The organism is Streptomyces sp. NPDC053673, from assembly GCF_055585225.1.
In genome coordinates this window covers 58,071-82,795 of sequence record NZ_JBVJKN010000002.1, presented here as the reverse complement: position 1 = coordinate 82,795, position 24,725 = coordinate 58,071, and the positions used below count along the sequence as shown (strand labels likewise).

The following is a 24,725-nucleotide window of genomic DNA, read 5'->3' as shown; positions in this document are numbered from 1 at the left end:
TGCCCCGCGCCCCTTGGGGACGCGGGGACAAATTGTGACCGGAAGCCCGGCGGAGGCTCGTGGAAGGCCACGAAAGGCCATGGAGGGGCGGGGAGCGGTCAGGCGAGCGAGCCGACGACCTTCCGCGGGGTGACGCGGACGACCACGCGCGGGGCGTCCTTGTGGGCCTCGGGGTTGAACTCGGCGTACGGCTTGCCGGTGTACTTCATCGACAGTTCGTCGATCAGCTCTTGGCCGCCTTCGGTGGTGAGGGTGGCGGTGCCGCGGATCTCGCCGTACAGGTACGGCTCGTCGAAGGGCTGGACGACCACGGTCACCCGCGGGTCGCGCCTGATGTTCTTCTCCTTGCGCCGCCCGACGGTCGTCGAGATCAGCAGATCGTGGCCGTCACGCTTCACCCAGACCGGAGACACCTGAGGGCTTCCGTCGGGCTGGATGGTGGCGAGTTTGACGAACACGGGGCCGTCGAGGATTTCTTTGAGCTTGTCACTGAGTGCGGCGGTCACGGTGCGGTCCTCCTGAACCCGTTGCACGGGAATTGATTCACTTCACCACCGCTACCCCACACCGGCGCCCGCACCGTGTCAGGACGCGCGACTGCATCCTCCCGGGGGACATCCCCCGGGGACCCCCGGCCCTACGTACCCGTCACCCCGGGTGGCCCGTGCTGTCGCCGTGCGGCGAGGTGCGGTACACCAGCGCCGTGGCGATCGCTGCCAGCCCTTCGGCCCTGCCCGTGAGCCCGAGTCCGTCCGTCGTCGTACCGGACACGGACACCGGCGCTCCGACCGCCGCGCTCAGCGCCTTCTGCGCCTCGTCGCGGCGCTTGCCGATCTTGGGCCGTACGCCGATGACCTGGACGGCGACATTGCCGATCTCGAAGCCCTCGGCGCGGACGATCCGGGCGGCCTCGGCGAGCAGGGTGACCCCGGCGGCGCCGGACCACTCGGGGCGGCTGGTGCCGAAGTGGGCGCCGAGGTCGCCGACGCCTGCGGCGGAGAAGAGGGCGTCGCAGGCGGCGTGGGCGGCGACGTCGCCGTCGGAGTGCCCGGCCAGTCCGTACCCGTCGCTGTCGGGGCCTTCCCAGAGCAGTCCGGCGCACCACAGTTCGCGGCCCTGCTCGAAGGCGTGGACGTCGGTTCCGATGCCGACCTGCGGCAGCGGGAAACGAGCTGCGTCAGAAGCCATCGTTGGCCCTCCTGCGGGCGAGTACGGCCTCGGCGAGGACGAGGTCCAGCGGGCGGGTCACCTTGAACGCCTCTTCATGGCCGGCTACGACCACGACGGGCACGCCGAGCTGCTCGACCATGCTCGCGTCGTCCGTGACGTTGTCGGTGACGGTCTCGTGGGCGCGTACGAGGATGTCGCGGTCGAAGCCCTGCGGGGTCTGCACGGCGCGCAGCCTGGCTCGCTCGGGGGTGGCGACGACCGGCTCCGGCTCGCCCTTCTCGCGCGGCTCGACCTGCTTGACGGTGTCGGCGAGCGGCAGGGCGGGGACGACGGCGGGTGCGCCGTCCCGTACGGCCTCGATGACGGCGTCCACGGTGTCGACGGGAACCAGCGGTCGCGCCGCGTCGTGCACGAGGACGGTGCTGACCGTCTCGGGGAGCGCGTCGAGTCCTGCGCGTACGGACTCCTGGCGGGTGTCGCCGCCGGCCACGACGAGGAAGTCGGTCCTCTCGGGCAGGGCGTGGTCGTCGAGGAGGGTCTTGACCTCGGCGGCACCTTCCGGCGGGGCGACCACGACGACGAGCGAGACGGCCCGGGAGGCCGCCATGGCGCGCACGGCGTGGATCAGCATGGGGGTGCCGTTGAGGGTGCGGAGCGCTTTGGGCGCGCCCGGGCCGAGCCGTACGCCCCGGCCTGCCGCGGGGATCACCACGGCGGTGCGGCCGGTGCGCGTTTGGTCTGACATCGGTTCCACTCCGGAGGTCGGGGAGGACGTCCCCCTTTGGCATGCCCAGGGTGGATTGGCATGGCCAGGTTTGTTTGGTCGGCCGATATGGGTATGGCCACAGCGTGCCGGGCGCGACGCCTTGACCGGACCCTTTCCGTGACAACTGGTTGAGCCAGCTGCGCCAGCTGCCCGGGCCCGGCACGCCAAGGATGTCGGGGGACGGGGGACGTGGGGGATGGAGATTCTGAGTCGGCTCGCGTGCTGTGCGGTGCCTGCGAGGAGCATGCCGCGATGAACATGCCGCAGTGCCCGGCGACACAACCTTCCAGCTGGTCAGCGGGCACCGCGGCATTCAGTTCTGCACCGTGGACGCTTGCCTGTATCTGAGCCTGGTATCAGGACGGCGTCCTGGTATCAGGACCGCGTCAGGACGCGAGGACCTCGTCGAGCAGAGCCTCGGCCTTGTCCTCGTTCGTGTTCTCCGCGAGTGCCAGCTCGCTCACCAGAATCTGGCGAGCCTTGGCCAGCATGCGCTTCTCTCCCGCGGAGAGACCGCGCTCACGCTCGCGACGCCACAGGTCACGCACCACTTCGGCGACCTTGATGACATCGCCGGAGGCGAGCTTCTCGAGATTTGCCTTGTAGCGACGGGACCAGTTCGTCGGCTCCTCGGCGTACGGCGCGCGCAGCACGTCGAAGACCCGGTCCAGCCCGTCCTGACCGACCACATCGCGCACGCCAACGAGATCCGCATTGTCCGCCGGCACACGAACCGTCAAGTCGCCCTGGGCGACCTTGAGCACCAAGTAGGTCTTGTCCACGCCTTTGATCTGGCGAGTTTCGATGGCCTCGATCAGCGCGGCCCCGTGATGGGGATAGACCACGGTGTCGCCAACCTTGAACGTCATGTGACAGGTACCCCTTCCGTGGCTATCCAGGGTAACACGAGAACGGCTTCTTCTGAATGGCGTTTTCGCAGGTCAGGGCATATCTCGGGGCTTGACAACAGCGACATGAACGTGCTGCGGACGGCTTCCGGAAGGGGGTATTCGCAGGTCGGAGCGGCTGTGCGCGCACACAGAAACCCGCACGTTACACGCACCACAACCCCTACCCAAGCGGACGAACGTCCCGATTTGCCTGGTTCCAAGCAGTGTACTTCGCGTACTCCGTTCGAGGCCCGGTCACCCGTCCGGCGGGACGGCGAGAACGAATCCGGAATTGATCACCGGACACCCCGTCGGAGGCTTTCCGTAAGGAATGTGTGAGGGCCTACGGAATTGATCAACCTGGTTATGTGAACGGCAGACGAAATCCGGCCTCGGGAGGGCGGGCATGCGCGCGCGGGCGGGCCGGGCCGGGGCGGGGCCGTTTCGGGGGCGGGTCGGGTGCGGGACCCCGACTGGGGGTCGGTAACCTAAGCCCGCTGACACACCTTTAGCCCGTCCGTACGTCCTAGGAGATGCCGCCGCCGTGAGCAGCAGCCTTCGACGCGGCGCCCTCGCCGCCACCGCCCTTGCGATCTCGATCGCCTCGCTCTCCGCATGTGCCGCGGGCAACAATGCCCAGACGCTCGAAGTCAAGCCGGACAACGCCGAGACCTCGGTCGGAGACATCAAGATCCAGAACGCGGTGGTGATCACGCAGGCCGAGCCGAAGGCGGAGGGCCCGGCGGTCGTCTCGGCGACGCTGTTCAACAACAGCACGGAGGAGCAGACGCTCGAGGCCGTCACGCTGCCCGGCACCACGGCGACGGTGAAGCTCACGTCCGCCAAGGGCTCGGGTCCGGTGACGCTCCCGGCCGGCGGCTCGATCGTCCTCGGCGGCAAGGGCAACGCGGCCGCGGTCATCGAGAACAGCGCCGCGAAGAACGGCGACGTGCAGGCCATCGCCTTCCGGTTCAGCGAGACCGGGGATGTCAGCATCGACGCCTTCGTCGTTCCCGCGACCAGCTACTACAAGGACTACGGCCCGACCGGGGCGCCGCAGGCCCCGTCGGAGTCGCCTGCCGCCACGCCGACGGGCAGCCCCACCGGCAGCCCGACCGCCCCGGAGGGCGAGCACGGCGGTGAGGCCACGACGACGCCGTCCGGCTCCTCTTCGGCCTCGGACGACACGGGCCACTGAGGCACGTACGGCGGCGCCCCACCAGAAGGGTCTGGTGGGGCGCCGCCGTATTTCCGTATCCGTATCCGTGGCCGCGGTTCACTGCTCGGCCCCGGGGGGCCTCCGCCAGGCTTCGGGACGCTGCGCCGGACTCCGTCCGGCCGGCCCCAGCAGAGGCCGCCTTACGGCTCGAACTTGTAGCCCAGGCCACGTACCGTCACCAGGTAACGCGGCGCACCCGGGTCCGGCTCGAACCCCATCCCGCGTGCGCCGGACTCCGTCCGCCCAGCCGCAGCAGAGGCCGGCTTACGGCTCGAACTTGTAGCCCAGGCCACGTACCGTCACCAGGTAACGCGGCGCACCCGGGTCCGGCTCGATCTTGGCGCGGAGGCGCTTGACGTGGACGTCGAGGGTCTTGGTGTCGCCCACGTAGTCCGCGCCCCAGACGCGGTCGATCAACTGCATGCGGGTCAGGACGCGGCCCGCGTTGCGCAGGAGCATCTCCAGGAGGTCGAACTCCTTGAGCGGGAGGTCGACCTTGCCGCCGGAGACGGTGACGACGTGGCGGTCGACATCCATACGGACCGGGCCGGCCTCGAGCGCGGCCGGGGTGACCTCCTCCGGCTCGCCGCGGCGGCGCAGGACCGCGCGGATGCGGGCGACCAGCTCCCGCGAGGAGAACGGCTTGGTCACGTAGTCGTCGGCTCCTATTTCCAGGCCGACGACCTTGTCGATCTCGCTGTCCTTCGCGGTCACCATGATGACCGGGACGTTGGACCGGCCGCGCAGCTGGCGGCAGACCTCGGTACCGGGCAGTCCGGGCAGCATCAGGTCGAGCAGGACGAGGTCGGCTCCGTTGCGCTCGAACTCGTCGAGCCCCTCGGGCCCGGTGGTCGCGACGGCGACCTCGAAGCCCTCCTTGCGGAGCATGTAGGAAAGAGCGTCGCTGAAGGATTCCTCATCCTCGACGACAAGCACTCGGGTCACGGAAGGACCTCCGGGGCAGGCAGTGGTTCGCGTGTGGTGGTCCGAGGATCGGGACCGGGGTGGGCTTCGGGATCCGATTCGGGATCCGATTCGGGATCCGGATCTGAACCTGAATCGGGATCGGGATCGGGGTCGGGATGGGGGTCGGGATGGGGACGGGAATCGGGATCGGAGTCGTACAGTCCGTCGTCGGCGTCGTCGGCGACCTGGATGTGCGTACGGTCCCGAACGGATCCGGCCTCCGGCAACCGCAGGGTGAAGGTGGAGCCCTGTCCCTCGGTGCTCCACACCGTGACCTCCCCGCCGTGCGAGGCGGCCACGTGCTTGACGATGGCCAGGCCCAGACCCGTACCGCCGGTCGCCCGGGAGCGGGCCGGGTCGACGCGGTAGAAGCGCTCGAAGATGCGCTCGCGGTCCTTCTCGGAGATGCCGATTCCCTGGTCGGTGACGGCGATCTCGATCGCCTCACCGCCGGGCGCGGGGACGCGGCGCGCGGCTATGCCGACGCGGGTGCGGGCCGGGGAGTAGTTGACGGCGTTCTCGACGAGATTGCCGAGGGCGGCGGCCAGCTGGCCACGGTTGCCCCAGACATGCAGGTCGGCGGTGCCGCCGGCGGCCATGGTGATCTGTTTGGTGGACGCGGTGTGCCGGGAGCGGTCGATGGCCTCGGCGACCAGTTCGTCCACCCGTACGGGCTCGGCGTCCTCCAGCGGGTCGTCGTTCTGCACCCGGGAGAGGTCGATGAGCTCCTGTACGAGGTTGGTGAGCCGGGTCGCCTCGATCTGCATACGGCCGGCGAAGCGGGTGACAGCCTCGGGGTCGTCCGAGGCGTCCATGACCGCCTCGGAGAGCAGGGAGAGCGCGCCGACGGGAGTCTTGAGCTCATGGCTGACGTTGGCGACGAAGTCGCGTCGTACCGCTTCGATACGACGGGCTTCGGTGAGGTCCTCGACGAGGAGCAGCACGAGCCGGGAACCGAGCGGGGCGACCCGGGCCGAGACGGCGAGGGCTTCGCCCCGGCCGGTGCCGCGGCGCGGCAGGTCGAGCTCGACCTGCCGTATCTCACCGTCGCGCCGGGTTTCGCGGGCCATGTGCAGCATCGGCTCGATCGCCAGCTTCCCCCCCCTGACCAGGCCGAGCGCATACGCGGCGGAGCTGGCCTTGACCACGGAGTCGCTCTCGTCGAGGACGACCGCGGAGGAGCGGAGCACGGACAGCACGGTGTCGACGCCGGGCGGAAGCACGGCGTCCGTGTGCAGGGATGTGCGGGTGGGCCTGGCTTGGTCGCGCTCGCTCCAGCGGAACGCCAGCATGGCGATCACGCCGGTGCATGCCCCGGCGATCGCAGCCAATGCGGCGACCGCCGCGTTCACGTCCATGCATCCAGGTTATGCGTGCTCGTGGACGCTCTCCCAGCCATCCGGGTGGCAGCTCGAACAGTCGTCGCCCAGAGTTCACTGAGGGGAAAGTGACGGTTCACTTGGGAGGGAGGATCCGGACGCGTTGCGGACCGAACGTGGGAGCGTGGGGGTCTCAGCCCCACCCGGACCCCCGAAGGCTTCAAGAGAGGGACACCCCATGCGGGACGCGTACCACGAGGAACTGGACTCGATCGGCGAGGGCCTGGTCGAGATGGCCCGACTGGTCGGGTCGGCGATCGGGCGCGCCACGACGGCCATGCTCGACGCCGATCTGAAGCTTGCCGAAAGCGTGATCGCCGCCGACCAGAAGGTCGACGATCTGCAGCACGACCTGGAGGCCAGGGCGATAGCCCTGCTGGCCCGCCAGCAGCCGGTCGCGACGGACCTGCGGATCGTGGTGACCTCGCTGCGGATGAGCGCGGACCTGGAGCGCTCCGGCGACCTGGCCCAGCACGTGGCCAAGCTGGCCCGGCTGCGCTTCCCGAACACGGCGGTTCCGCAGGATCTGCACGCCACGATCCTGGAGATGGGCCAGCTCGCGCAGCGCCTGATGGCGAAGGCGGCCGAGGTCATCATCACCAAGGACGTCGATCTGGCCCTCCAGCTGGAGACGGACGACGACGAGATGGACCTGCTGCACCGCACCCTCTTCACGCACCTGATCGACGAGCGCTGGAAGCACGGCATCGAGACAGCGGTCGACGTCACCCTGCTCGGTCGCTACTACGAGCGGTACGCCGACCACGCGGTCGCGGTGGCCAAGCGCGTGGTCTACCTGGTGACGGGCGAGCACGCCGACGAGCTCCAGGCGGACACGCAGGTCGAGGGCGCGTAAGGCGCGGTCGGGGGAGCCTGACCTCCGTGCGCCGTTGATGCGCCGGGCGGAGTGGGCATGCAATGGGGAGAGGCGACACAGGTACGCCTTTGAGGAGGATCCCATGGCCGAATCCCCCACGACCGACCCGCGGCAGGAAGCGCCTGTCGAAGTGCCGGTCCCGCCCCTTCGCCTTCCACTGCTGGGCGCCTGCGGCTGCGGCTCGGGCTGCGGCTGCGGCTGCCAGTCGGGCGCGCCGTGCCAGTGCGGCGGCTAGTGCCCCTCCCGGCAAGCTTTGCCCTGTCGCGGCACTAGCCATACGAAGCGGAAGGGCCCCGTCCAGCGATGGGCGAGCCCTTCCGCTGTCACCGGCTGCTTATCGGGCCGCCTTTCATCGGCACCCCAGTTCGGCACCCCAGTTCGGCGCGCCTTTCATCGGCGCATTTCACCGGCACGCCTGTTCATGGCGCGCTAATCATGGCTGCGGTGATCGGGACTACCTCAGCGCGACAAAGATGACCACCACATCGTTGAAATCGTGGAAATCGTGGAAATTCCTGTGGTCGAAGTTCCTGTGGTGGAAGCGGAAGTTGTCGTGGTCGCAACGGTCCCAGCCCCGCCAGTCGGAGCAGCCGTAGTCGGCCCTGCCGTCGCTCGAGGCGAAAGCCCCGGTGGTCGGCATGACACCAAGCGCGAGCCCTGCGGCCCCTGCCGCGAGTGCGGCAACGATCCTGCGGCGCATTCCCATGCACCTCCGAGCACTTATCGCCAATCCTGACTTACAACCTATTTCAACTTTCCTCCCTTTCTCGGTGCGCTGTCAAAGGAAAGTTCAGCCGGGAATCGGCAGCGCCGACAGGCCGTCGGCAGCACGGAAAGAGCCCATAGCCGGCCCGCCGGCGGCAAAAACGGCACACGACAACGAAAAGCCCCCTGCCCGCGGAGAAACCGCAGGCAGGGGGGCTTGATCGCGTATCGGGCCGGGCTACTTCTTCTTGCCCTGGTTCTTGACCGCCTCGATCGCCGCCGCCGCGGCCTCGGGGTCGAGGTACGTGCCGCCGGGCTTGACGGGCTTGAAGTCGGCGTCGAGCTCGTAGAAGAGCGGGATGCCGGTCGGGATGTTCAGGCCCGTGATGTCGGCATCGGAGATGCCGTCGAGGTGCTTGACCAGGCCGCGGAGCGAGTTTCCGTGGGCGGCGACCAGGACCGTGCGGCCGGCCAGCAGGTCCGGGACGATGCCGTCGTACCAGTACGGCAGCATGCGCTCGACGACGTCCTTGAGGCACTCGGTGCGCGGGCGCAGCTCGCTCGGGATCGACGCGTAGCGCGGGTCGTCGCTCTGCGAGAACTCCGTGCCGTCGGCGAGGACCGGCGGCGGGGTGTCGTACGAGCGGCGCCACAGCATGAACTGCTCCTCGCCGAACTCGGCGAGGGTCTGGGCCTTGTCCTTGCCCTGCAGCGCGCCGTAGTGGCGCTCGTTCAGCCGCCAGGAGCGGTGGACCGGGATCCAGTGGCGGTCCGCGGCCTCCAGCGCGAGCTGGGCGGTGCGGATGGCGCGCTTCTGCAGCGAGGTGTGCAGCACGTCGGGGAGCAGGCCGGCGTCCTTGAGCAGCTCACCGCCGCGGACTGCCTCCTTCTCGCCCTTCTCGGTGAGGTTGACGTCCACCCAGCCGGTGAACAGGTTCTTCGCGTTCCAGTCGCTCTCGCCGTGGCGGAGGAGGATCAGCTTGTATGTCGCGTCGGCCATGGGCCTGAGCCTAATCGACGCCCGACACGGCCGACGATTGACGTCCGCCGTCAATTCACTGGCGCTGCGGAGCAGCCCGCTTGTAAGTTGCTGATCAGCTCAGCGCCACTTACAGCCCGGGGGGATGCACGTATGTCCGTAGCCACGCTCAGACGGGCCGCGAAGGAGAGCGTCTCAGGTCTCCCCCGGGAGTTCTGGTGGCTGTGGGCCAGCACCCTGGTCAACCGGCTCGGCGGCTTCGTCGCCACGTTCATGGCCCTGTACCTCACCCTGGAGCGGGGCTACTCGGCCTCGTTCGCAGGGCTCGTCGCCGCCCTGCACGGCCTCGGCGGTGTCGTCTCCTCGCTCGGCGCCGGGGTGCTGGCCGACCGGCTCGGGCGGCGGCCCACGCTGCTGATCGCGCAGACCTCGACCGCCCTGTCCGTGGCACTGCTCGGCTTTATGGAGCATCCGGTCGCGATCGCGGCCGTCGCGGGCCTCGTCGGCATGGCCAGCAACGCCTCCCGGCCCGCGGTGCAGGCGATGATGGCGGACATCGTCCGCCCCGAGGACCGGGTACGGGCCTTCTCCCTCAACTACTGGGCGATCAACCTCGGCTTCGCGATCTCCTCCGCGGGCGCCGGCCTGATCGCCGAGTACAGCTATCTCGCCGGCTTCCTCGGCGAGGCCGCCCTCACCCTGGTCTGTGCGGTCCTCATCTTCGTCAAGCTGCCGGAGTCCCGGCCCGAACGGAGCGCCGCGGAGGGGAGGAGCGAGCCGGACATCGGACTCGGCACCGTCCTGCGGGACGGCCGCTACATGGGCGTCGTCAGTCTCTCCTTCCTGATCTCGCTCGTCTTCATGCAGGGCTGGGTCGGCCTGCCCGTGGCGATGGGCCTGGACGGTTGGTCCCCCTCGGACTACGGGTTCGTCGTCGCCGTGAACGGCGTGATGATCGTCGCCCTGCAGATCCCGGTGACCCGCTTCATCGAGCACCGCGACCCGCAGCGGCTGCTCGTCGTCTCCGCGCTGCTGGCCGGATACGGCTTCGGGCTCACGGCCTTCGCCGGGTCGATCGCGGTCTACGCGGTGACGGTGTGCGTCTGGACGCTGGCCGAGATCGTCAACTCCCCCACCCAGATGGGCCTGGTTGTCCGGCTGTCCCCGGTGCACGGCCGCGGCCGCTACCAGGGCGTCTACACCCTGTCCTGGTCGGTCGCCGCGCTGCTCGCTCCGTTGATGGCCGGTTACGTCATCGACCGCTTCGGCGCCGAGTGGCTGTGGGCCTCGTGCGCGGCGATCGGCACGGTGGCGGCACTGGGGTACTGGCTGCTGATGCGCGGGCTGCCGGAGACGGATCCGCAGGAGGCGGCGGAGAAGGCGGCGGCGGAGGCGGTCCCCGGGCCGGCAGAGGACGACGCCCCGGCCGGCGCCGCCCCGGCCGGGACACCCGAAAAGGCCGACGCCTAGTAGTGGCATGCGCGACGAGCTCGAAGCCGTTGTCGACGTGGCGGACGGTGATGTCGCCGGCCCAGCAGTCGTACGCGCACTGCAAGGTGACACCGTTGTAGCCCTTGTCGAGCAGATGCGGCGACTGCGGCGTCTCGACCGGCTCCAGCGTCAGCCCCTCGACGCCGGAGCCGGTCAGCGCTTCCACGTGGGTGGTGATGCGCGGGTCCCATTCGGGGCGTACGCCAAGGGGCAACGGTCGCTCGAAGGTGACTTTCCGGCCGTGGACGGCGGTGATGCGTACGGGCCATTCAGAAGGGACGTACGACGTCAGCTTTGTCTTGTCGTCCCAGTGGTACGCCTCGGGTCCGGCGCCGCCGCCCGCCATGTGCTCCAGCAGGGTGTGCCCGACGTCGTCGGCGCACGACCAGGAAGGGCAGGGAAGGGGGGCGTGCAGAAGGTGGTCGGCTGCGGTTACTTCGCAGGCCGCTGAGTCAGATGAGTGAACGCGTCGAGATTGCGAGTGGACTCGCCGCGCGCCACCCGCCACGCGTACTCCTTGCGGATCGCGCTCGCGAAGCCCAGCTCCAGCAGGGAGTTGAAGCCGCCGTCCGCCGCCTCCAGGACCGTGCCCAGCAGCCGGTCCAGCTCGTCCGGGTCGACGACCGCGAGCGGCAGCCTGCCGACGAGATAGATGTCGCCGAGCGGGTCGACCGCGTAACTCACGCCGTACAGCTTGAGATTGCGCTCCAGCAGCCAGCGGTGGACGCCCGCCTCGTTCTCGTCCGGGTGGCGGATGACGAAGGCGTTGAGGGAGAGGGAGTGCTGACCGACGATCAGCGAGCAGGTCGTCGACAGCTTGCGGGTGCCGGGGAGCTTGATGACGTACGAGCCCGGCGCCGGACTCTCCCACTCCAGTTCGGCGTCCTTGAGGTACGCCTCGATGATCTCCCGCACGTCAGCCATGGTGGGAGCGTACGCGACGGCGGTGCGAGTGCATCGCCGCCGTGTAGACCTCGGCGGTGGCCGAGGCGGCCGTGGCCCAGCCGAAGGAGCGGGCGTGCGCGGCTGCGGCCGCGCCCATCCGGCTCGTCAGACGCGGGTCGTCGACGAAGCGGCGCAGCGCGCGGGCGTAGTCGGCAGGATCGTGTCCGGGCACCAGGAAGCCGGTGGAGCCGTCCCCTACGGCCACCGGCAGCCCGCCGACGGAGGCCGCGACGACCGGGGTGCCGGTCGCCTGCGCCTCTATGGCGACCAGGCCGAAGGACTCGCTGTACGAGGGCATGACCAGCACGGACGCGGCCCGGAACCAGTCCGCGAGCCGGTCCTGGGCGACGGGCGGCCGGAAGCACACGACATCGGCGATGCCGAGCCGGGCCGCCAGCTTCTGCAGCCCCTCCGGCTTGGCGAGGCCGCTGCCGCTCGGCCCGCCGACGACCGGCACGACCATGCGGTGGCGCAGGGACGGGTCCTGCTCCAGCAGCAGCGCGACCGCGCGCAGCAGCACATCGGGGGCCTTCAGCGGCTGGATACGGCCGGCGAAGAGCGGGATCACGGCGTCCTGCGGGAGGCCGAGGCGGGCGCGGGCGGCGGACCGGCCGTCCGCGACCCGGAAGCGGTCCAGGTTCACGCCGGGATGGACGACCGCGACCTTGGCGGGGTCGGCGTCGTAGTGGCGGATCAGCTCGCCGGCCTCCTCCGCGGTGTTGGCGATCAGCCGGTCGGCGGCGTCGACGATCTGGGTCTCGCCGATCACGCGGGCCGCGGGCTCGGGGGTGTCACCGTCCGCGAGCGCCGCGTTCTTGACCTTGGCCATGGTGTGCATGGCGTGGACGAGGGGGACGCCCCAGCGCTCGGCCGCGAGCCAGCCGACGTGGCCGGAGAGCCAGTAGTGGGAGTGGACCAGGTCGTAGTGGCCCGGCCGGTGGCCTGCCCAGGCCTGCATCACGCCGTGTGTGAAGGCGCACAGCTGGGCCGGCAGCTCCTCCTTGGCCAGGCCCTCGTACGGCCCGGCGTCGATGTGCCGTACCAGCACGCCGGGCGCGAGCTCGACGACCGGGGGCAGCCCGCCCTCGGTCGACCGGGTGAAGATCTCGACCTCGATGCCGATGGTGGCCAGCCGCTTGGCGAGCTCCACGATGTAGACGTTCATACCGCCCGCGTCGCCGGTGCCCGGCTGGTGCAGGGGCGAGGTGTGCACGCTGAGCATGGCGATACGGCGCGGCTTGCGGTGCTGGCCGGGCAGCCGCAGCCGGGGCGGCGACGCCAGGGTGCCGGCGAGCCGGGACACGTACTGACTCACGTGGACGGTCCTCTCCGCTCGGGTGCGCGGACATGGCCCCAAGGGCATGCCGAAGGGGAGAGCACGTACTGCCCTCCAAGGCCCGTCAACAGTGGAAGCCTCTCTTTCATTTCCCCCTTTGCCGAATCATTGCCAAGGCCTCACGGCGTGTCACAGCCGCCCCGGTCCGCCCCTTACCCTCGGTTGCATGCCTCCGCGCTCCGCCCCGCCCCCGTCCCGCCCTGTGGGCGCGGTGACCCGCGGCACCACCAATCCGAACCGGCTGCGCCGTATGGACCGCTGGATCGCCGCCGTGCACGGCCCGGCGCTGCGCCGCTCGGCCGCCGCCCCGGTCGCGGTCGACCTCGGGTACGGGGCGGCCCCCTGGACCGCGGTGGAGCTGCTGCAGCGGCTGCGGGCCGCCGAACCCCGCACCCGGGTCGTCGGCATCGAGATCGAGCCGGCGCGGGTCGAGGCGGCCAAACCGTACGAGCGCGAACAGCTGCGGTTCCTGCACGGCGGCTTCGAGGTCCCGCTGCCGGACTCCGACGGGCGCCCGCTGATCATCAGGGCGGCGAATGTGCTGCGGCAGTACGACGAGGACCAGGTGGCCGCGGTCTGGGCGCGGCTGTGTGCCCGCCTCGCGCCCGGCGGGCTGCTGGTCGAGGGGACGTGCGACGAGATCGGGCGGCGGCACGTGTGGGTGGCGCTGGGCCCCGAGGGGCCCAGGACCGTCACCTTCGCCACCCGGCTCGGTTCGCTGGAGCGGCCTTCGGACCTCGCCGAGCGGCTGCCCAAGGCGCTCATCCACCGCAATGTGCCGGGCGAGCCGGTCCACGCGTTCCTGCGGGACTTCGACCGGGCGTGGGCCGCCGCTGCTCCGTATGCCTCACTCGGCGCCCGGCAGCGCTGGATCAGGGCCGTACGGGAGTTGTCCGCCGACTGGCCGCTGACGGGCACCGGGACGGATGGTCTGCGGCGGTGGCGGCAGGGCGAAGTCACGGTGAACTGGTCGGCGCTGGCGCCCAATTCGGGCTGAACAGACAGCGAAGGGGCGGCGGGGGGAACGCGGCCCGGGGTTTGTTCGTCTGAGACGGGTGAGAGTGATCGTCACCGTGAACCATCCGACTGGCTCTGTCCCTTTGGCGCGGGTCGTGGCACCATCACGTCGGCAAACGTAAGTTACTGACGGTAAATCATATGTGAGCATTGTCAGGCCTTGTCCGGAGGGGGACTTGTGAACCGACGCCGCTGTGCCGCCGCCGCGATCACCGTGGTCTGCGCCGTGACGCTGCTGGTGCCGCCGGCCCAGGCTTTCGCCGCGCCCGCGCCGCCCGGGCCCCCGAAGAAGAGCCTCGAAGAGGTACGCACGGAGCTCGACGGCCTTTACCGCAAGGCGGCGTCAGCCACCGACGCGTACAACCTCGCGGAGGAGCAGGCCGACAAACAGTCGGCGCAGATCGTGAAGCTGGCCCAGGAGATAGTGAAGGGCCAGGCCAGGATCGACGACCTCAAGGACCGCGCCGGCGCCACCGCCCGCGCCCAGTACCGGGGCGGCGGCCTGCCGCCCGAGGCGCAACTCGTCCTCACCGACGACCCGCAGCTCTTCCTCGACGGCGCCGGCCGCCTCAAGGCGGGCCAGAAGGCGACCAGGGACCTCCTCGGAGAACTGACCCGGACGCAGGCCAACTTGGCCGCGTACAGCAGGGAGGCCAGCGCCCAGTGGGCGAAGCTGGAGGCCAACCGGGTCAAGCAGGAGAAGGCCAAGAAGGAGATCAACAAGCAGATCGCCGCGGCGAAGAAGATAGAGGCGCAGCTGCAGAAGGAGGAGCTGGCCCGGCTGCTGAAGCTGGAGCAGGAGGCCGCGTACAAGGCACAGACGGCCTGGCTGGGATCCGGTGTCCTCAAGGAGATCAACGGCCGTGCCAGCGAGCAGGGCAAGGCCGCGGTCGAGTTCGCGACGAAGCAGATCGGCAAGCCGTACGTGTGGGGCGCGGAGGGGCCGGCTTCGTACGACTGCTCCGGGCTGACCTCGCAGGCGTGGGCGGCGGCGGGTCGCGGCATCCCGCGCACCTCCCAGGAGCAGTGGCGGCTGCTGCCGCGCATCGACATCAAGGACATGCGGCCGGGCGACCTGATCATCTACCACTCCGACGCGAGCCACGTGGGGATGTACGTGGGCGACGGGGCGATCGTGCACGCGCCGCGGCCGGGACGGAACGTGACGCTCGCGGGCGCCGGTTCGATGGCGATCCTGGGGGTCGTCCGCCCGGACAAGTGAGTGAAACCGCACCAAAACAGGCGGAGTGAGCCGGGTCACGCGGGAGTTGCGTGACCCGGCTCACCCGTGGTGCGTGACGTTCGTCATCACTCGGTGGGCAACTACCTCCCGATGCGCGGCATATGCCATCGACTCTTCCCGAAACGCCATTCCCCCACACCCCCGGCTACCGCTATGGTCCCCGTCTGGCGGGACGTCGATCGTCGTCACGCCGCGCCCTCGGGGGGAGGGAAGGAACCGAAACGATGCCCGTACCCGTTCCGCGCCAGCGGACCGGCTCACCAGTCGCCGTAGGCACAGCCGCCCCAGGCCCCGCCGCAACAGGACCCGCCGACGCAGGTTCCGTCACGGAAACCACGACCGGTGGCGACCTCACCCTCACCCTCCTCGTCATCGAGGACGACCCGGCGGGCACCTTCACCGTCCCCGAACTGCTCGACGCGGCCGGCACCCGTGTGCGCATCCGCACCGCCCGCAACCTCACCGAGGCGGAGCGGCTCCTCACGGACGACGTCCACTGCATCCTCGTCGACCTCGCGCTGCCCGGGCCCGCCCGCCACCGCGAGAGCGGCGACGCGCTCGCCGTACTGCGGCACGTCCTGCGCCTCGCGCCGCGCCACGCCGTGCTGGCACTGACCACGAACGCGGACGCCGAGCGCGCGGCGGAAGCGGTCCGGGTGGGGGCACAGGACTTCCTGCTCCGCGACGAGCTGGACGGGCGGCTGCTGACCCGCGCCATCCGGTACGCCGTCGAGCGCAAACGTGCCGACAGCACCCAGGTGAAGCTGACCGAGTCCCGGCTGCGGGCGCAGGAGAACGCCCGGCTGGAGCGCGGCCTGCTGCCCACTCCCCTGCTCCAGGGCTCCGATCTGCGGTTCGCGGCCCGCTACCGTCCGGGACGCTCGCGCGCGCTGCTCGGCGGCGACTTCTACGACACGGTCCGCACGCCGGACGGCACGGTCCACGCGATGATCGGCGACGTCTGCGGCCACGGGCCCGACGAGGCGGCGCTCGGCGTGGAACTGCGGATCGCGTGGCGGGCACTGACCTTCGCCGGGCTGTGCGGTGACGAGCTGCTCTCCACCCTCCAGCAGGTGCTGGAGCACGAGCGGGAGAGCGAGGAGATCTTCGCGACCCTCTGCACGGTCGACATCGCGCCCGACGGGCGGCGTGCGGGCCTGTGCCTGGCCGGCCACCCGTCCCCGCTGGTCGTCCGCAAGGGCCGGCCCGCGCAGCTGCTGCCGTACGAGAACGGCGGCCCGGCGCTGGGCCTGCTCCCGAAGGCCCGCTGGCCGCGCCGCCAGGTCGAGCTGGGCCCCGCGTGGAGCCTGATGATGTACACGGACGGGCTCATCGAGGGCCGCACCTCGCCGGGCGGGGACCGGCTGGGCCAGGACGGCATGGTCGACATGGTCAACCGCCAGCTGACGGCGGGGCTGGGCGGTGAGGCGCTGTTGGAGGCCGCGGTGGCAGAGGTGCGTGAGATGAACGGCGGCGACCTGACGGACGACGTGGCGGTGCTGCTGCTGGACCGGGTGCGGGGCTGACGCCTGCCTGAGGCGGGCCTGAGGCAGGGCCGACGGGGTCGAGGCAGGACGGTCAGGGTCGAGGCGGAGCAGACAGGGCCGAGTCGTGCTGAGGCAGCACTGGCGGGGTCGAGGCCCGTGGGCCGGGTTCTGGCCGGGCTTCAGGGGGCGCTACCAGGCCCTACCAGGCCCTACCAGGCCCTACGGAGCCTTACCGGCCGCCGTTGTAGGGCCCGTACGGCCCGTCGCTGCTGGAGCCGCCGCGCCGGCCGCCTCCGCCGGAGACCTGCTGGAGCGCGGGGCGCACGTCGACCATGAACACGATCGTCGCGATCAGCCCGGCGATCTGCAGGAACAGCATCGGCACCAACAGGTTCACGGCGACCGTGATGCCCAGGATGATCAGCCAGAACATCTTCGTCTGCTTGTCTGCCGCCCGGTAGGCGTCCTCACGAGCAAAGGCCGCGAAGCCCAGCGCCACCACGGCCAGAACGAGCATGGCCAGGTTGAGCAGCCAGAGAATCGTGCCGAATCCTGCGAGCAACATGCTGAGCACCGCCTAGTGAGTTGAAGCGCCTCACGACCAAGGTACGGCCAGGACATGGCCAACGTACCCGGACAACGGGCCGGGAACCTTGAAGGTGCCCGGCCCGTGGAGCGGGCCCGTGCAAGTGGGCCCGTGGGGTGTGATCGTCTGCTTCCCGGCGCGCGGGAAGCCTGTCGGCTACTTCCCGGTCTGCGGGGAGGTGGCCTTCTTCGCCGCGGGCTTACGGGCGGCGGGCTTACGAGCGGTCGGCGGGGCAGGCTTCGTGTCCTCGGCCTTCGCCTCCGCCTTGGCCTGGGGCGCGTCCGCGGCCTTCGGCTGCTGCGCGGCCTTCGGCTCGTCCGCCTTGGGCTCGACGGCGACCGCGATCTCCGCGATCTCCTCGGCGGCCTCGCCGCGCCACGCCTTCACGGTCTGCTCACCGTGCTCGGCGACCTTCTCGTACGTCTCACGGGCCCTGACCGCGTACTCGGCGGCCACGCCCACGCCACGCAGCGCCAGGTCCTGAGCGGTCTCGCCCAGCTTCTTCAGGTCGGTGTCGATGTTCCCGAGCACCTCGGTGACCTTGGCCTGCACGGTGGCCTGGGCCTCCTTGGCCTGCGCGGTCACCTTCGCCTGCACGGCCTTCGGGTCGGTCTCCCGCACGGCCTCGAACCGCGCGGGCGCCTCGGCCCGCAGCTGCTCGATCAGCCCGGGCACCTTCTTGGCCTGCTGGACGGCGAGGTCGGCCGTACCGGCCGCGAAGTAGAGGGGAGTCGGGTCGGTGAGGGTCTTGCGCAGGTCATCGGTGATGGCCATGACTGTGGTCCTCCCGGATCGCAGATGTCTCAGTTCAGTCTTCGGGTGTTGAGGGTTGGTCGGCACCACGTCCTGCGGCCGTGCGGGGGCCGTCCTCGGCGGTGTCCTTATCCGTATCGGCGTCGAAGCCGTTCTCCTTGCGGAACGAGTCGTAGATCTGCAGAAGCACTTGCTTCTGCCGCTCATTCATCGAGGGATCGGCCAGGATGACGGCCCGCGTCTCCAGCTCGTCCCGCTCCCGCTCGTCCAGAATCCCGGCCCGTACGTAGAGCGTCTCGGCCGAGATCCGCAGCGCCTTGGCGACCTGCTGCAGCACCTCCGCGCTCGGCTTGCGCAGCCCGCGCTCGATCTGGCTCAGGTACGGATTGGACACCCCGGCGGCGTCGGCGAGCTGCCGCAACGAGAGCTGCGCGTTGCGCCGCTGCTCGCGGAGGTACTCACCGAGATTGCCGACGTTGAGGGATGCCATGTTCCGATGGTGCAGCACCTCCGCTAACTATAGCAAGCATGTGCTTGCAAAAGTGTGCTCCATCACTCGGGCGGCGGCACTCCGACGTTCGTCCGCGGCCGGCGGTGCGCTGCTGTCAGTGTCCTCCGACTGTGGGGAAGCTGTCCTGCTGCCTCACCCTGGTGGAAAAGCACGGGGCACACCTGCGGCATGGGGAATCATGAAGCATGCGACCGGATGACTGGCACCTCACCGAAGACGTCGACGACTTTCTCGCCCGAGCAGGAGACTTCCTGCGCTCGCAGCCCGGCCTGCACGTCATGCCGCTGACGTGGGCGGCGAGACTGCGAGCACGCGGGGCGGCCGCGTTCGGCACCGAAACCCCCGTCTTCGGCATGCTGGAGCAAGCGGGCGAGGTCCACGCCGCCTTTCACCGCCTTCCGCCCCGCGCTCTGTGCCTCACCCCGCTCACGCCCGAGCAGGCCGACACCCTCGCCGCCCACCTGGCCGCCCTCGGACACTCCCTTCCCTCCGTCAGCGCGGACCACAGCACCGCCACCGCTTTCGCCGAGGCCTGGCAGCGGCACACCGGCGCGACGCCGAGACTCCGCGACACGCGGCTCCGTCTGTACCGCCTCGGCACGCTCACCCCACCGGAGCCGCTACCGGCGGGCCGGGGCCGCATCCTGGGCGAGCAGGACCTTGAGCAAGTCATGTTCTGGTGCGGCGAGTTCGCCAAGGCCGTCGGGGAAGTCGTCTCCATGGACGCCGACTCGTGGGCCGGCACGCGCTTCGCCGACAAGCGCTACACGCTCTGGGAGATCCCGGACGGCACTCCCGTCTCCATCGCGGGCATGAACCCGATGATCGGCGGCCAGATCCAGGTGGACATCGTCTACACCCCGGCCCACCTACGCGGGCGCGGCTACGCGGGCGCCGTGACGGCGGAGGTGAGCCGGGCCGCGCTGGCCGCGGGCGCGAGGGAGGTCGTGCTGTTCGCGGACCTGTCCAACCCCACCAGCAACGCCCTCTACCAGCGACTCGGCTATCGCACGCTCACCGACTGGGCCGCGTACGACTTCTCATGTGCCACACCTGAAGTCGGTTGAGAACCAACGAATCGTCGGCTTGACTCCCGGCGATGTCAGACGCGTGAGCGAGGATCTCGGCCATGACTGCGACTGCTGCCGACTACGTCTGGTTCGAGGAGCTCTGCCCGGACCTCGCTGAGGCCTATTGCTTCACGCTGGTACACAGCCTGCCACCCGCAGACGTACTCGCGCGCCTAGAAGGGCGGGCTGAGCCCTCCCGGACCGGGGCGGCGGCGATCGTGGACGCGGCTTTCGCTCTCCTCGATCATTCGGACGACGCCCGGCAGTTCATCGCCATGACCACCGTCGGGGACTGGACCCTGCTGATCGAGCCCAACGGCTGTCTCGGCGTCACCGAAGAGCGAGCCATGCCGGCATCTACTGGAACGCGCTGGGCTTCGCACTTCGTCAACATCAACGGCGTCGACTCGTTCCTCTGGGCCGAGGACGCTGTCAAGCGTCTGACGTTCGAGCCCGGATTCCCTGACAACCGGTACGGGACGACCCCTGACGAACTCCTGGGAGCCATGCGCCACAGTGGCTTCCAGTTCTGGGACGAGACCTCCGACACCGCAGACCACCTGGCCGCGGAAGCGGCATTCGCGCTCGCCGAGCACCTGACCGGCGTTCGCATCACGCCGGAACTTCTGCAGGACACCACGTTCGTCTGCGGCAGCGCGGAGCTGAGGTGAGGTGAGGTGAGCGCGTGATGGCCTCCCTCCTCGAAGGCATCCACACCAGCGCCCAGTGGATCGCTCGAGCGGCTCACCGACGAGCTGGAGAGCCATCTGCTCCACGAGGAGGAACAGCTGATCCCGATCCTGGACGCGTCCGCCCCCTGAGCAGCCGCGGTGACAGGTTCTCCGTCAGGCTGAACAGGCCACATGGTGGCCACTTCACCGGGGAAGATGACCGACATGAAGGCCGATCGACTGGTGGCGGCGCTGCTGTTCCTTCAGGCGCGCGGGCGCGTGACCGTGAGCGAGGTCGCCGCGGAGCTCGAAGTGTCGGAGCGAACGGCACGCCGCGACCTGGAGGCGTTGGCGAGCGCCGGGATTCCCGTGTACTCGCAGCGTGGCCGGGGCGGCGGCTGGTCGCTGGTCGGCGGGGCCAGGACCGACCTCACCGGGCTGACCGCCGGCGAGATCCGGGCACTGTTCCTCGTCGCAGGGCCGTCGTCGGCCGGCCCGGGCACGTCGGCCGGCCCAGGCGCACCGGGGAGCCTGTCCGGCGGCCTCATGGCCACACCCGAGTTGCGGACGGCGCTGCGCAAGCTCGTACGGGCCCTGCCGGCGCCGTTCCGTTCCGAAGCGGAGGCCGCGTCACGGGCGGGGGTCACCGACGGTACGGACTGGTCGCGCTCCCCGCTCACCGCCGCGGCGCCCCACCTCGACGCGCTCCAGCGTGCGGTGCTGGACGGTACGCAGGTCAGGCTCGGCTACGCCGCGCCGGGCAGGCCCGCCCGTGAGCGCACGGTCCATCCGCTCGGGCTCGCGTCCAAGGCCGGCGTCGGCTATCTCGTCGCCGGAACCGAACGCGGACTGAGGACGTTCCGGCTCAGCCGTGTCACGTCCGTCGATCCGACCGGCGAGCCCGTCGTCCGTCCGGAGGGCTTCGATCTCGCCGAGGCCTGGCGCTCACTCGCCGGGCGCATGGAGGACCGCATGCTGGCGACGACCGTACGGGCCCGGGCCGAGCGGAGTGCGGAGCCGGTGCTGCAGGGGCTGTTCGGCGGGCGGCTGCGGGTCGGCGGACGGCTCGACGACGGGTGGCTTGAGATCGAGGTCGACGGGCCGTCGCCGGAGGTGGTGGCAGCGCAGCTGGCCGGTCTGGGCGCGCGGGTCGAGGTCCTGGAGCCTCCGGAGGCGCGGGAACGGCTGGCGCGGCTCGCGGCAGAGCTGGCCGCCACGTACGGGCCGCCTGCCACGACCGAATGAGACATGGGGCGTGAGGCGTGCAGCGTGAGGCGTGCCATGTCCTGCCGGTGCTGCTCTGGGACGGCCTGCGGCTCTTCGAGAACCTCGGAACGGAGCACCGGGAGCTCGAAACCCTCAGGGTCGTGCACACCCCCGCCGCCACCCACCTCAAGTACCGCGTCAGCCGGGCACCCGCTGGAGCGGAGAGGTCAGCCGGCCGGTGTCCACGAGGGCGTAGTCCTGCGGCCCCCTGGGCAGGTTCCGGGCGAAGATCTGGACCAGGTATCGGCCGGGCTGCGGCGGGTCCAGCCGGATGATCTCCACGTTGTTCGTGCTGTCGGTGCCGAACAGCCGGTCCGGCAGACCGCCGTTGCCCGCGTGCTTGGAGCCGTCGGGGCCTCGAGAAGAATGCTGAGGTCGTTCTGCAGCGATCTGCCCGGGAGGTCGGTGTACGCCATGCACACCCGCAGCGGCGGTCCTGCCTCGGCCTCCACGGCGAATCTGATCCCGCTGACGCACGTCAAACTGACGCACGTCACGTTGACCCACGCCACGCTCACGCCGTCATGCCAGCTCCGGCGGCAGGGGCCGCTGATGCAGGACGTCGAGACGCGAGACCGCGCGGGTGAGGGCCACATACAGACGGTGCAGCCCGCGCTCCTCCGCCAAGGCGATGGCAGCGGGCTCGGCGACGACGACATGGTCGTACTCAAGACCCTTGGCGAGCGACGCCCCGAGGACGGTGACGCGGCCGTCGCCGTCCTCCGCGATGCCGGCCGCCGTGAGCGCGCCGCGCAGCACGGGTACGTCGGAGTCCTCCGCGATCACACCGACCGAGCCCTCCCGGGTGAGCGCAGCCCGTACCGCCTCGACCGTCGCCGCGGCGATGTCCGGGACCGCACGGACCGTCAGCTCGCCGTCGCGCCGCAGCGAACGGGCCGGCGGCACATCGACCGGCAGGGCGCCGAGGAGCCGGTTGGCCAGCTCGACGACGGCCGCCGGTACGCGGAAGCCGGTGGTCAGCGGCACCACGGCGGCCTGTGGCCGGCCGAGGTGGGCGAGGTGTTCCGGCCAGCTGCGGGCGGCCCACGGCGTGGTGCCCTGCGCCAGATCGCCGAGGATGGTCAGTGAGCCGAAGGCGGAGCGCCGTGCGATAGCGCGGCACTGCATCGGCGAAAGGTCCTGTGCCTCGTCGATGACGATGTGGCCGTAGCCCTCGGGCCGTTCGATCAGGCCGGCGAGTTCGTCGAGCAGGACGAGGTCGGCGGCCGACCATGCCGCAGACTTCCAGGAGCGGGGCGGCCGTTCCCAGCGGATCGCTTCCCGTTCCTCCGCGGTGAGCGGGGACTCAGCCAGGTCCGTGACCGGTACGTCGGCCGGGTCCGTGAGCAGCGCATCGTCCCGTTCCGGGACCGGGGCATCGGCCGGGTCCGAGAGCAGCGCATCGTCCAGGTCCGTGAGCAGCGCCGTCAGCACCTCCTCCGGGCGCACCTTCGGCCAGACCGCGTCGACGAAGGCGGAGACTGCCCGCGACCGGCCGATGCGCTGCGTCCAGGTGCTGCTCCTCGTCCCCGACCTGCGCTCCGCCTGGAGTTGCACCGCGCGGACGGCGCGCGTACGGACCCGTTCGCGCCCGACCGCGTACGGCGGCGCCTCCGCCCGTACGCCGTCGACGATCCGCTCCAGCTCGGTGAGCGGTACGCGCCAGCGGTACGAGCCGTCCGGAACAGCCAGTTCGGCGGCCGGGGAGCCGACGCGGGCGTACAGCGCGCGGTGCAGTACGGCTGCCATTCGGGCGTCGTGCTTGACCGCGGCGGCGGCGTCGCTGTCCCGTGCCCGTACCGGATGACGGGCGATCTCGTCGTCGATCGTCGACTGCCGGACGTCCATCTCACCGAGCGCGGGCAGCACTTCGGAGATGTAGGAGAGGAACGTGCGGTTCGGGCCGAGGATCAGCAGTCCGCCGCGCCGGATGCGCTGGGGGTAGGTGTAGAGGAGGTATGCGGCGCGGTGCAGCCCGACCGCGGTCTTGCCGGTACCGGGCGCGCCCTGTACGCAGACGGAGTCGGTGAGTACGGACCGTACGAGATCGTCCTGCTCTGGCTGGATGGTGGCGGCGATGTCGCGCATCGGGCCGACGCGGGGCCGCTCGATCTCACCGGCGACGATGGCGCTCGTCCATGACTCGTCCTGCGCCGGACGCTCGCCACCCGGCGGACACTCGCCACGCGTCGGCTGACCGCCACGCGTCAGAGGCTCGTCCTCCAGGCCGGTCAGACCGGCCGAATCGCCCTCGCTGTGCGGGGCCCAGCCGAAGCGGCGGCGTACTGCCACGCCCTGCGGATCGTGGGCACTCGCCTGGTAGAAGGCGCGGGAGACGGGGGCGCGCCAGTCGACGACGAGCGGCGGGGCGGCCGGGTGTTCGCTGATGCGCCGACGGCCGATGTGGTGGCTCTGGCCGTCCTCGTGGTCGAGACGGCCGAAGAAGAGGGGGCTCGGGGGAAGTTCGCGCAGTTCCTTGGCGTGGCTGCGGAGCTCGTAACCGAGCGCCTCGGCGTCGGCGCCCGAGGCGGCGACGTCCTCGCCGGTGATGACGCGGGTGGCGGCGCCTTCGACCATCGCGGTCAGGGCGGTACGGCAGGTGTCGTGGTAGTCGCGTTCCTGGCTGAGTGCATGCTCGAGTGCCGTCATTCCGTCAAGAATAACGTAACCGAGTTAAATTTTTTACTGAGACTCAGGTTGTGGAGAGTCCCGCGTCGAGCTGACGGAAGGCGAGATCCGCGGCGGCCACGGCGTCCGCGTACACGTCGTCCGCGCTTTCGCCGGCCGCGATGCGCCGCCAGTTCTCCTCGGCGAGGACCCGCAGAACGGCGACGATCTGCCCGGCGGCAAGCCGGGCGCCCACACCCGCACCCGCACTCCCTCCCGCGTCCCCGCCGCCGCCGAGCGCCGCGGCCAGCGCCGCCTCCGACCTCTCCTGATACGCGTGCAGGCGCGCGACCAGGCTCGGGGTGCCGTACAGCAGCCGGTGGAAGGCGAGGACGTGCGGGTGATCGCTGAGGCCGGTCACCGGGTCCCGGCGGGCCAGCCCTTTGAGGAAATGGCGGTGCAGTGCGTCGAGCGCGGTCACGCCCTCGGGCCGGGCGGCGACCACTCGGGCGGCCTCGTCCTCGTGGTCGGCGAACCGGTGCAGGACGAGATCCTCCTTGGCCGGGAAGTACCGGAAGAGGGTCGGCTTGGAGACCTCGGCGGCGGCCGCGACCTCGGTGACCGGGACGGCGTCGAAGCCCTTCTCCAGGAAGAGGGCGATCGCCGCGTCGGAGATCGTCCGGTACGTCTGTCGCTTCTTGCGCTCACGCAGGCCCAGCTCACCGCTCATGGACAGAGCGTACGCACCACGGACCGCGGGGCGCGGGGTGCGGGGTGCGGGGTGCGGGGTG

General features: G+C 70.4%; 25 protein-coding genes and 1 pseudogene. 9 read left to right on the top strand and 17 right to left on the bottom strand.

The genetic code is table 11. From position 1 onward, the window contains the following. Positions 1-98 precede the first annotated feature (98 nt). The 4 genes from ACZ6ZQ_RS03565 to ACZ6ZQ_RS03550 form a co-directional block, all read right to left on the bottom strand. On the bottom strand, positions 99-506 hold the full coding sequence (locus ACZ6ZQ_RS03565) for a PPOX class F420-dependent oxidoreductase (RefSeq protein WP_469766899.1): 408 nt from the start codon (positions 504-506) through the stop codon (positions 99-101). A 142-nt stretch (positions 507-648) separates the two neighbouring features. After that, positions 649-1,188: a 2-C-methyl-D-erythritol 2,4-cyclodiphosphate synthase gene (gene ispF, locus ACZ6ZQ_RS03560; RefSeq protein WP_469766898.1), complete on the bottom strand. Its 540-nt coding sequence runs from the start codon at positions 1,186-1,188 to the stop codon at positions 649-651. Next, positions 1,178-1,915, bottom strand: a complete 738-nt coding sequence (gene ispD / locus ACZ6ZQ_RS03555; protein ID WP_469766897.1) for a 2-C-methyl-D-erythritol 4-phosphate cytidylyltransferase — start codon at positions 1,913-1,915, stop codon at positions 1,178-1,180. Before ispD ends, ispF begins: the two co-directional genes overlap by 11 nt. Before the next feature lie 407 nt (positions 1,916-2,322). Beyond that, entirely contained in the window at positions 2,323-2,805 is a 483-nt protein-coding gene (locus ACZ6ZQ_RS03550) for a CarD family transcriptional regulator (RefSeq protein WP_017945956.1), read from the bottom strand. Positions 2,806-3,370: 565 nt separating this feature from the next. Between ACZ6ZQ_RS03550 and ACZ6ZQ_RS03545 the strand changes: the two genes are divergently transcribed. Further along, positions 3,371-4,024, top strand: a complete 654-nt coding sequence (locus tag ACZ6ZQ_RS03545) for a DUF461 domain-containing protein (protein ID WP_469766896.1) — start codon at positions 3,371-3,373, stop codon at positions 4,022-4,024. 285 nt (positions 4,025-4,309) lie between these two features. Here ACZ6ZQ_RS03545 and phoP read toward each other — a convergent pair whose 3' ends face one another. Then, positions 4,310-4,981, bottom strand: coding sequence for a two-component system response regulator PhoP (gene phoP / locus ACZ6ZQ_RS03540; protein ID WP_020610279.1), 672 nt, complete (start codon positions 4,979-4,981; stop codon positions 4,310-4,312). 5 nt (positions 4,982-4,986) lie between these two features. Beyond that, positions 4,987-6,369, bottom strand: coding sequence for a two-component system sensor histidine kinase PhoR (gene phoR / locus ACZ6ZQ_RS03535; protein ID WP_469766895.1), 1,383 nt, complete (start codon positions 6,367-6,369; stop codon positions 4,987-4,989). A gap of 199 nt (positions 6,370-6,568) precedes the next feature. Here phoR and phoU point away from each other — a divergent pair, with 199 nt between their 5' ends. Continuing rightward, positions 6,569-7,246: a phosphate signaling complex protein PhoU gene (gene phoU, locus ACZ6ZQ_RS03530; RefSeq protein WP_469766894.1), complete on the top strand. Its 678-nt coding sequence runs from the start codon at positions 6,569-6,571 to the stop codon at positions 7,244-7,246. Positions 7,247-7,721: 475 nt separating this feature from the next. On the opposite strand, the gene ACZ6ZQ_RS03525 is transcribed toward phoU, so the two are convergent. Both ACZ6ZQ_RS03525 and ACZ6ZQ_RS03520 read right to left on the bottom strand, forming a co-directional pair. Then, on the bottom strand, positions 7,722-7,967 hold the full coding sequence (locus ACZ6ZQ_RS03525) for a hypothetical protein (protein ID WP_469766893.1): 246 nt from the start codon (positions 7,965-7,967) through the stop codon (positions 7,722-7,724). Positions 7,968-8,210: 243 nt separating this feature from the next. Continuing rightward, positions 8,211-8,972, bottom strand: coding sequence for a phosphoglyceromutase (locus tag ACZ6ZQ_RS03520; RefSeq protein ID WP_469766892.1), 762 nt, complete (start codon positions 8,970-8,972; stop codon positions 8,211-8,213). A gap of 132 nt (positions 8,973-9,104) precedes the next feature. Here ACZ6ZQ_RS03520 and ACZ6ZQ_RS03515 point away from each other — a divergent pair, with 132 nt between their 5' ends. Beyond that, positions 9,105-10,421, top strand: a complete 1,317-nt coding sequence (locus ACZ6ZQ_RS03515) for an MDR family MFS transporter (RefSeq protein WP_469766891.1) — start codon at positions 9,105-9,107, stop codon at positions 10,419-10,421. Here the strand turns inward: ACZ6ZQ_RS03515 and ACZ6ZQ_RS03510 are convergent. The 3 genes and pseudogenes from ACZ6ZQ_RS03510 to mshA all read right to left on the bottom strand — a co-directional run. Next, a pseudogene (locus ACZ6ZQ_RS03510) lies at positions 10,375-10,821 on the bottom strand (RNA methyltransferase); the annotation flags it as partial. The gene ACZ6ZQ_RS03515 and the pseudogene ACZ6ZQ_RS03510 overlap by 47 nt on opposite strands. A gap of 53 nt (positions 10,822-10,874) precedes the next feature. Beyond that, positions 10,875-11,366 carry a type III secretion system chaperone family protein gene (locus ACZ6ZQ_RS03505; protein ID WP_469766890.1) on the bottom strand — a complete coding sequence of 164 codons (492 nt, stop codon included), beginning with the start codon at positions 11,364-11,366 and terminating at the stop codon, positions 10,875-10,877. Beyond that, entirely contained in the window at positions 11,359-12,702 is a 1,344-nt protein-coding gene (mshA, locus tag ACZ6ZQ_RS03500; RefSeq protein WP_469766889.1) for a D-inositol-3-phosphate glycosyltransferase, read from the bottom strand. Before mshA ends, ACZ6ZQ_RS03505 begins: the two co-directional genes overlap by 8 nt. A gap of 187 nt (positions 12,703-12,889) precedes the next feature. Between mshA and ACZ6ZQ_RS03495 the strand changes: the two genes are divergently transcribed. The 3 genes from ACZ6ZQ_RS03495 to ACZ6ZQ_RS03485 all read left to right on the top strand — a co-directional run bounded on the left by ACZ6ZQ_RS03495 (position 12,890) and on the right by ACZ6ZQ_RS03485 (position 16,509). Beyond that, positions 12,890-13,720: a class I SAM-dependent methyltransferase gene (locus ACZ6ZQ_RS03495; protein ID WP_469766888.1), complete on the top strand. Its 831-nt coding sequence runs from the start codon at positions 12,890-12,892 to the stop codon at positions 13,718-13,720. Between the two features lie 198 nt (positions 13,721-13,918). Continuing rightward, positions 13,919-14,962: a C40 family peptidase gene (locus tag ACZ6ZQ_RS03490; RefSeq protein ID WP_469766887.1), complete on the top strand. Its 1,044-nt coding sequence runs from the start codon at positions 13,919-13,921 to the stop codon at positions 14,960-14,962. A 245-nt stretch (positions 14,963-15,207) separates the two neighbouring features. After that, positions 15,208-16,509, top strand: a complete 1,302-nt coding sequence (locus ACZ6ZQ_RS03485; RefSeq protein WP_469766886.1) for a PP2C family protein-serine/threonine phosphatase — start codon at positions 15,208-15,210, stop codon at positions 16,507-16,509. A gap of 190 nt (positions 16,510-16,699) precedes the next feature. On the opposite strand, the gene ACZ6ZQ_RS03480 is transcribed toward ACZ6ZQ_RS03485, so the two are convergent. The 3 genes from ACZ6ZQ_RS03480 to ACZ6ZQ_RS03470 form a co-directional block, all read right to left on the bottom strand. Next, positions 16,700-17,035: a DUF2516 family protein gene (locus ACZ6ZQ_RS03480; RefSeq protein ID WP_469766885.1), complete on the bottom strand. Its 336-nt coding sequence runs from the start codon at positions 17,033-17,035 to the stop codon at positions 16,700-16,702. Between the two features lie 177 nt (positions 17,036-17,212). Continuing rightward, a complete protein-coding gene (locus ACZ6ZQ_RS03475; protein WP_469766884.1) occupies positions 17,213-17,830 on the bottom strand; it encodes a hypothetical protein in 618 nt (205 codons plus the stop codon). Between the two features lie 34 nt (positions 17,831-17,864). After that, on the bottom strand, positions 17,865-18,299 hold the full coding sequence (locus tag ACZ6ZQ_RS03470; protein WP_453664702.1) for a helix-turn-helix domain-containing protein: 435 nt from the start codon (positions 18,297-18,299) through the stop codon (positions 17,865-17,867). 206 nt (positions 18,300-18,505) lie between these two features. On the opposite strand from ACZ6ZQ_RS03470, the gene ACZ6ZQ_RS03465 reads away from it, so the two are divergent. From ACZ6ZQ_RS03465 to ACZ6ZQ_RS03455, 3 genes are all read left to right on the top strand, one after another. Then, a complete protein-coding gene (locus ACZ6ZQ_RS03465) occupies positions 18,506-19,387 on the top strand; it encodes a GNAT family N-acetyltransferase (protein WP_469766883.1) in 882 nt (293 codons plus the stop codon). A 62-nt stretch (positions 19,388-19,449) separates the two neighbouring features. Continuing rightward, on the top strand, positions 19,450-20,061 hold the full coding sequence (locus ACZ6ZQ_RS03460) for a DUF6461 domain-containing protein (protein ID WP_469766882.1): 612 nt from the start codon (positions 19,450-19,452) through the stop codon (positions 20,059-20,061). A gap of 225 nt (positions 20,062-20,286) precedes the next feature. After that, positions 20,287-21,306, top strand: coding sequence for a helix-turn-helix transcriptional regulator (locus ACZ6ZQ_RS03455; RefSeq protein WP_469766881.1), 1,020 nt, complete (start codon positions 20,287-20,289; stop codon positions 21,304-21,306). Between the two features lie 159 nt (positions 21,307-21,465). Here the strand turns inward: ACZ6ZQ_RS03455 and ACZ6ZQ_RS03450 are convergent, their stop codons facing one another. From ACZ6ZQ_RS03450 to ACZ6ZQ_RS03440, 3 genes are all read right to left on the bottom strand, one after another. Continuing rightward, positions 21,466-21,747, bottom strand: coding sequence for a hypothetical protein (locus ACZ6ZQ_RS03450; protein ID WP_469766880.1), 282 nt, complete (start codon positions 21,745-21,747; stop codon positions 21,466-21,468). A 102-nt stretch (positions 21,748-21,849) separates the two neighbouring features. Next, positions 21,850-23,976, bottom strand: coding sequence for a HelD family protein (locus ACZ6ZQ_RS03445; protein ID WP_469766879.1), 2,127 nt, complete (start codon positions 23,974-23,976; stop codon positions 21,850-21,852). 43 nt (positions 23,977-24,019) lie between these two features. After that, positions 24,020-24,664, bottom strand: coding sequence for a TetR family transcriptional regulator (locus tag ACZ6ZQ_RS03440; RefSeq protein WP_469766878.1), 645 nt, complete (start codon positions 24,662-24,664; stop codon positions 24,020-24,022). Between the last annotated feature and the right edge of the window lie 61 nt (positions 24,665-24,725).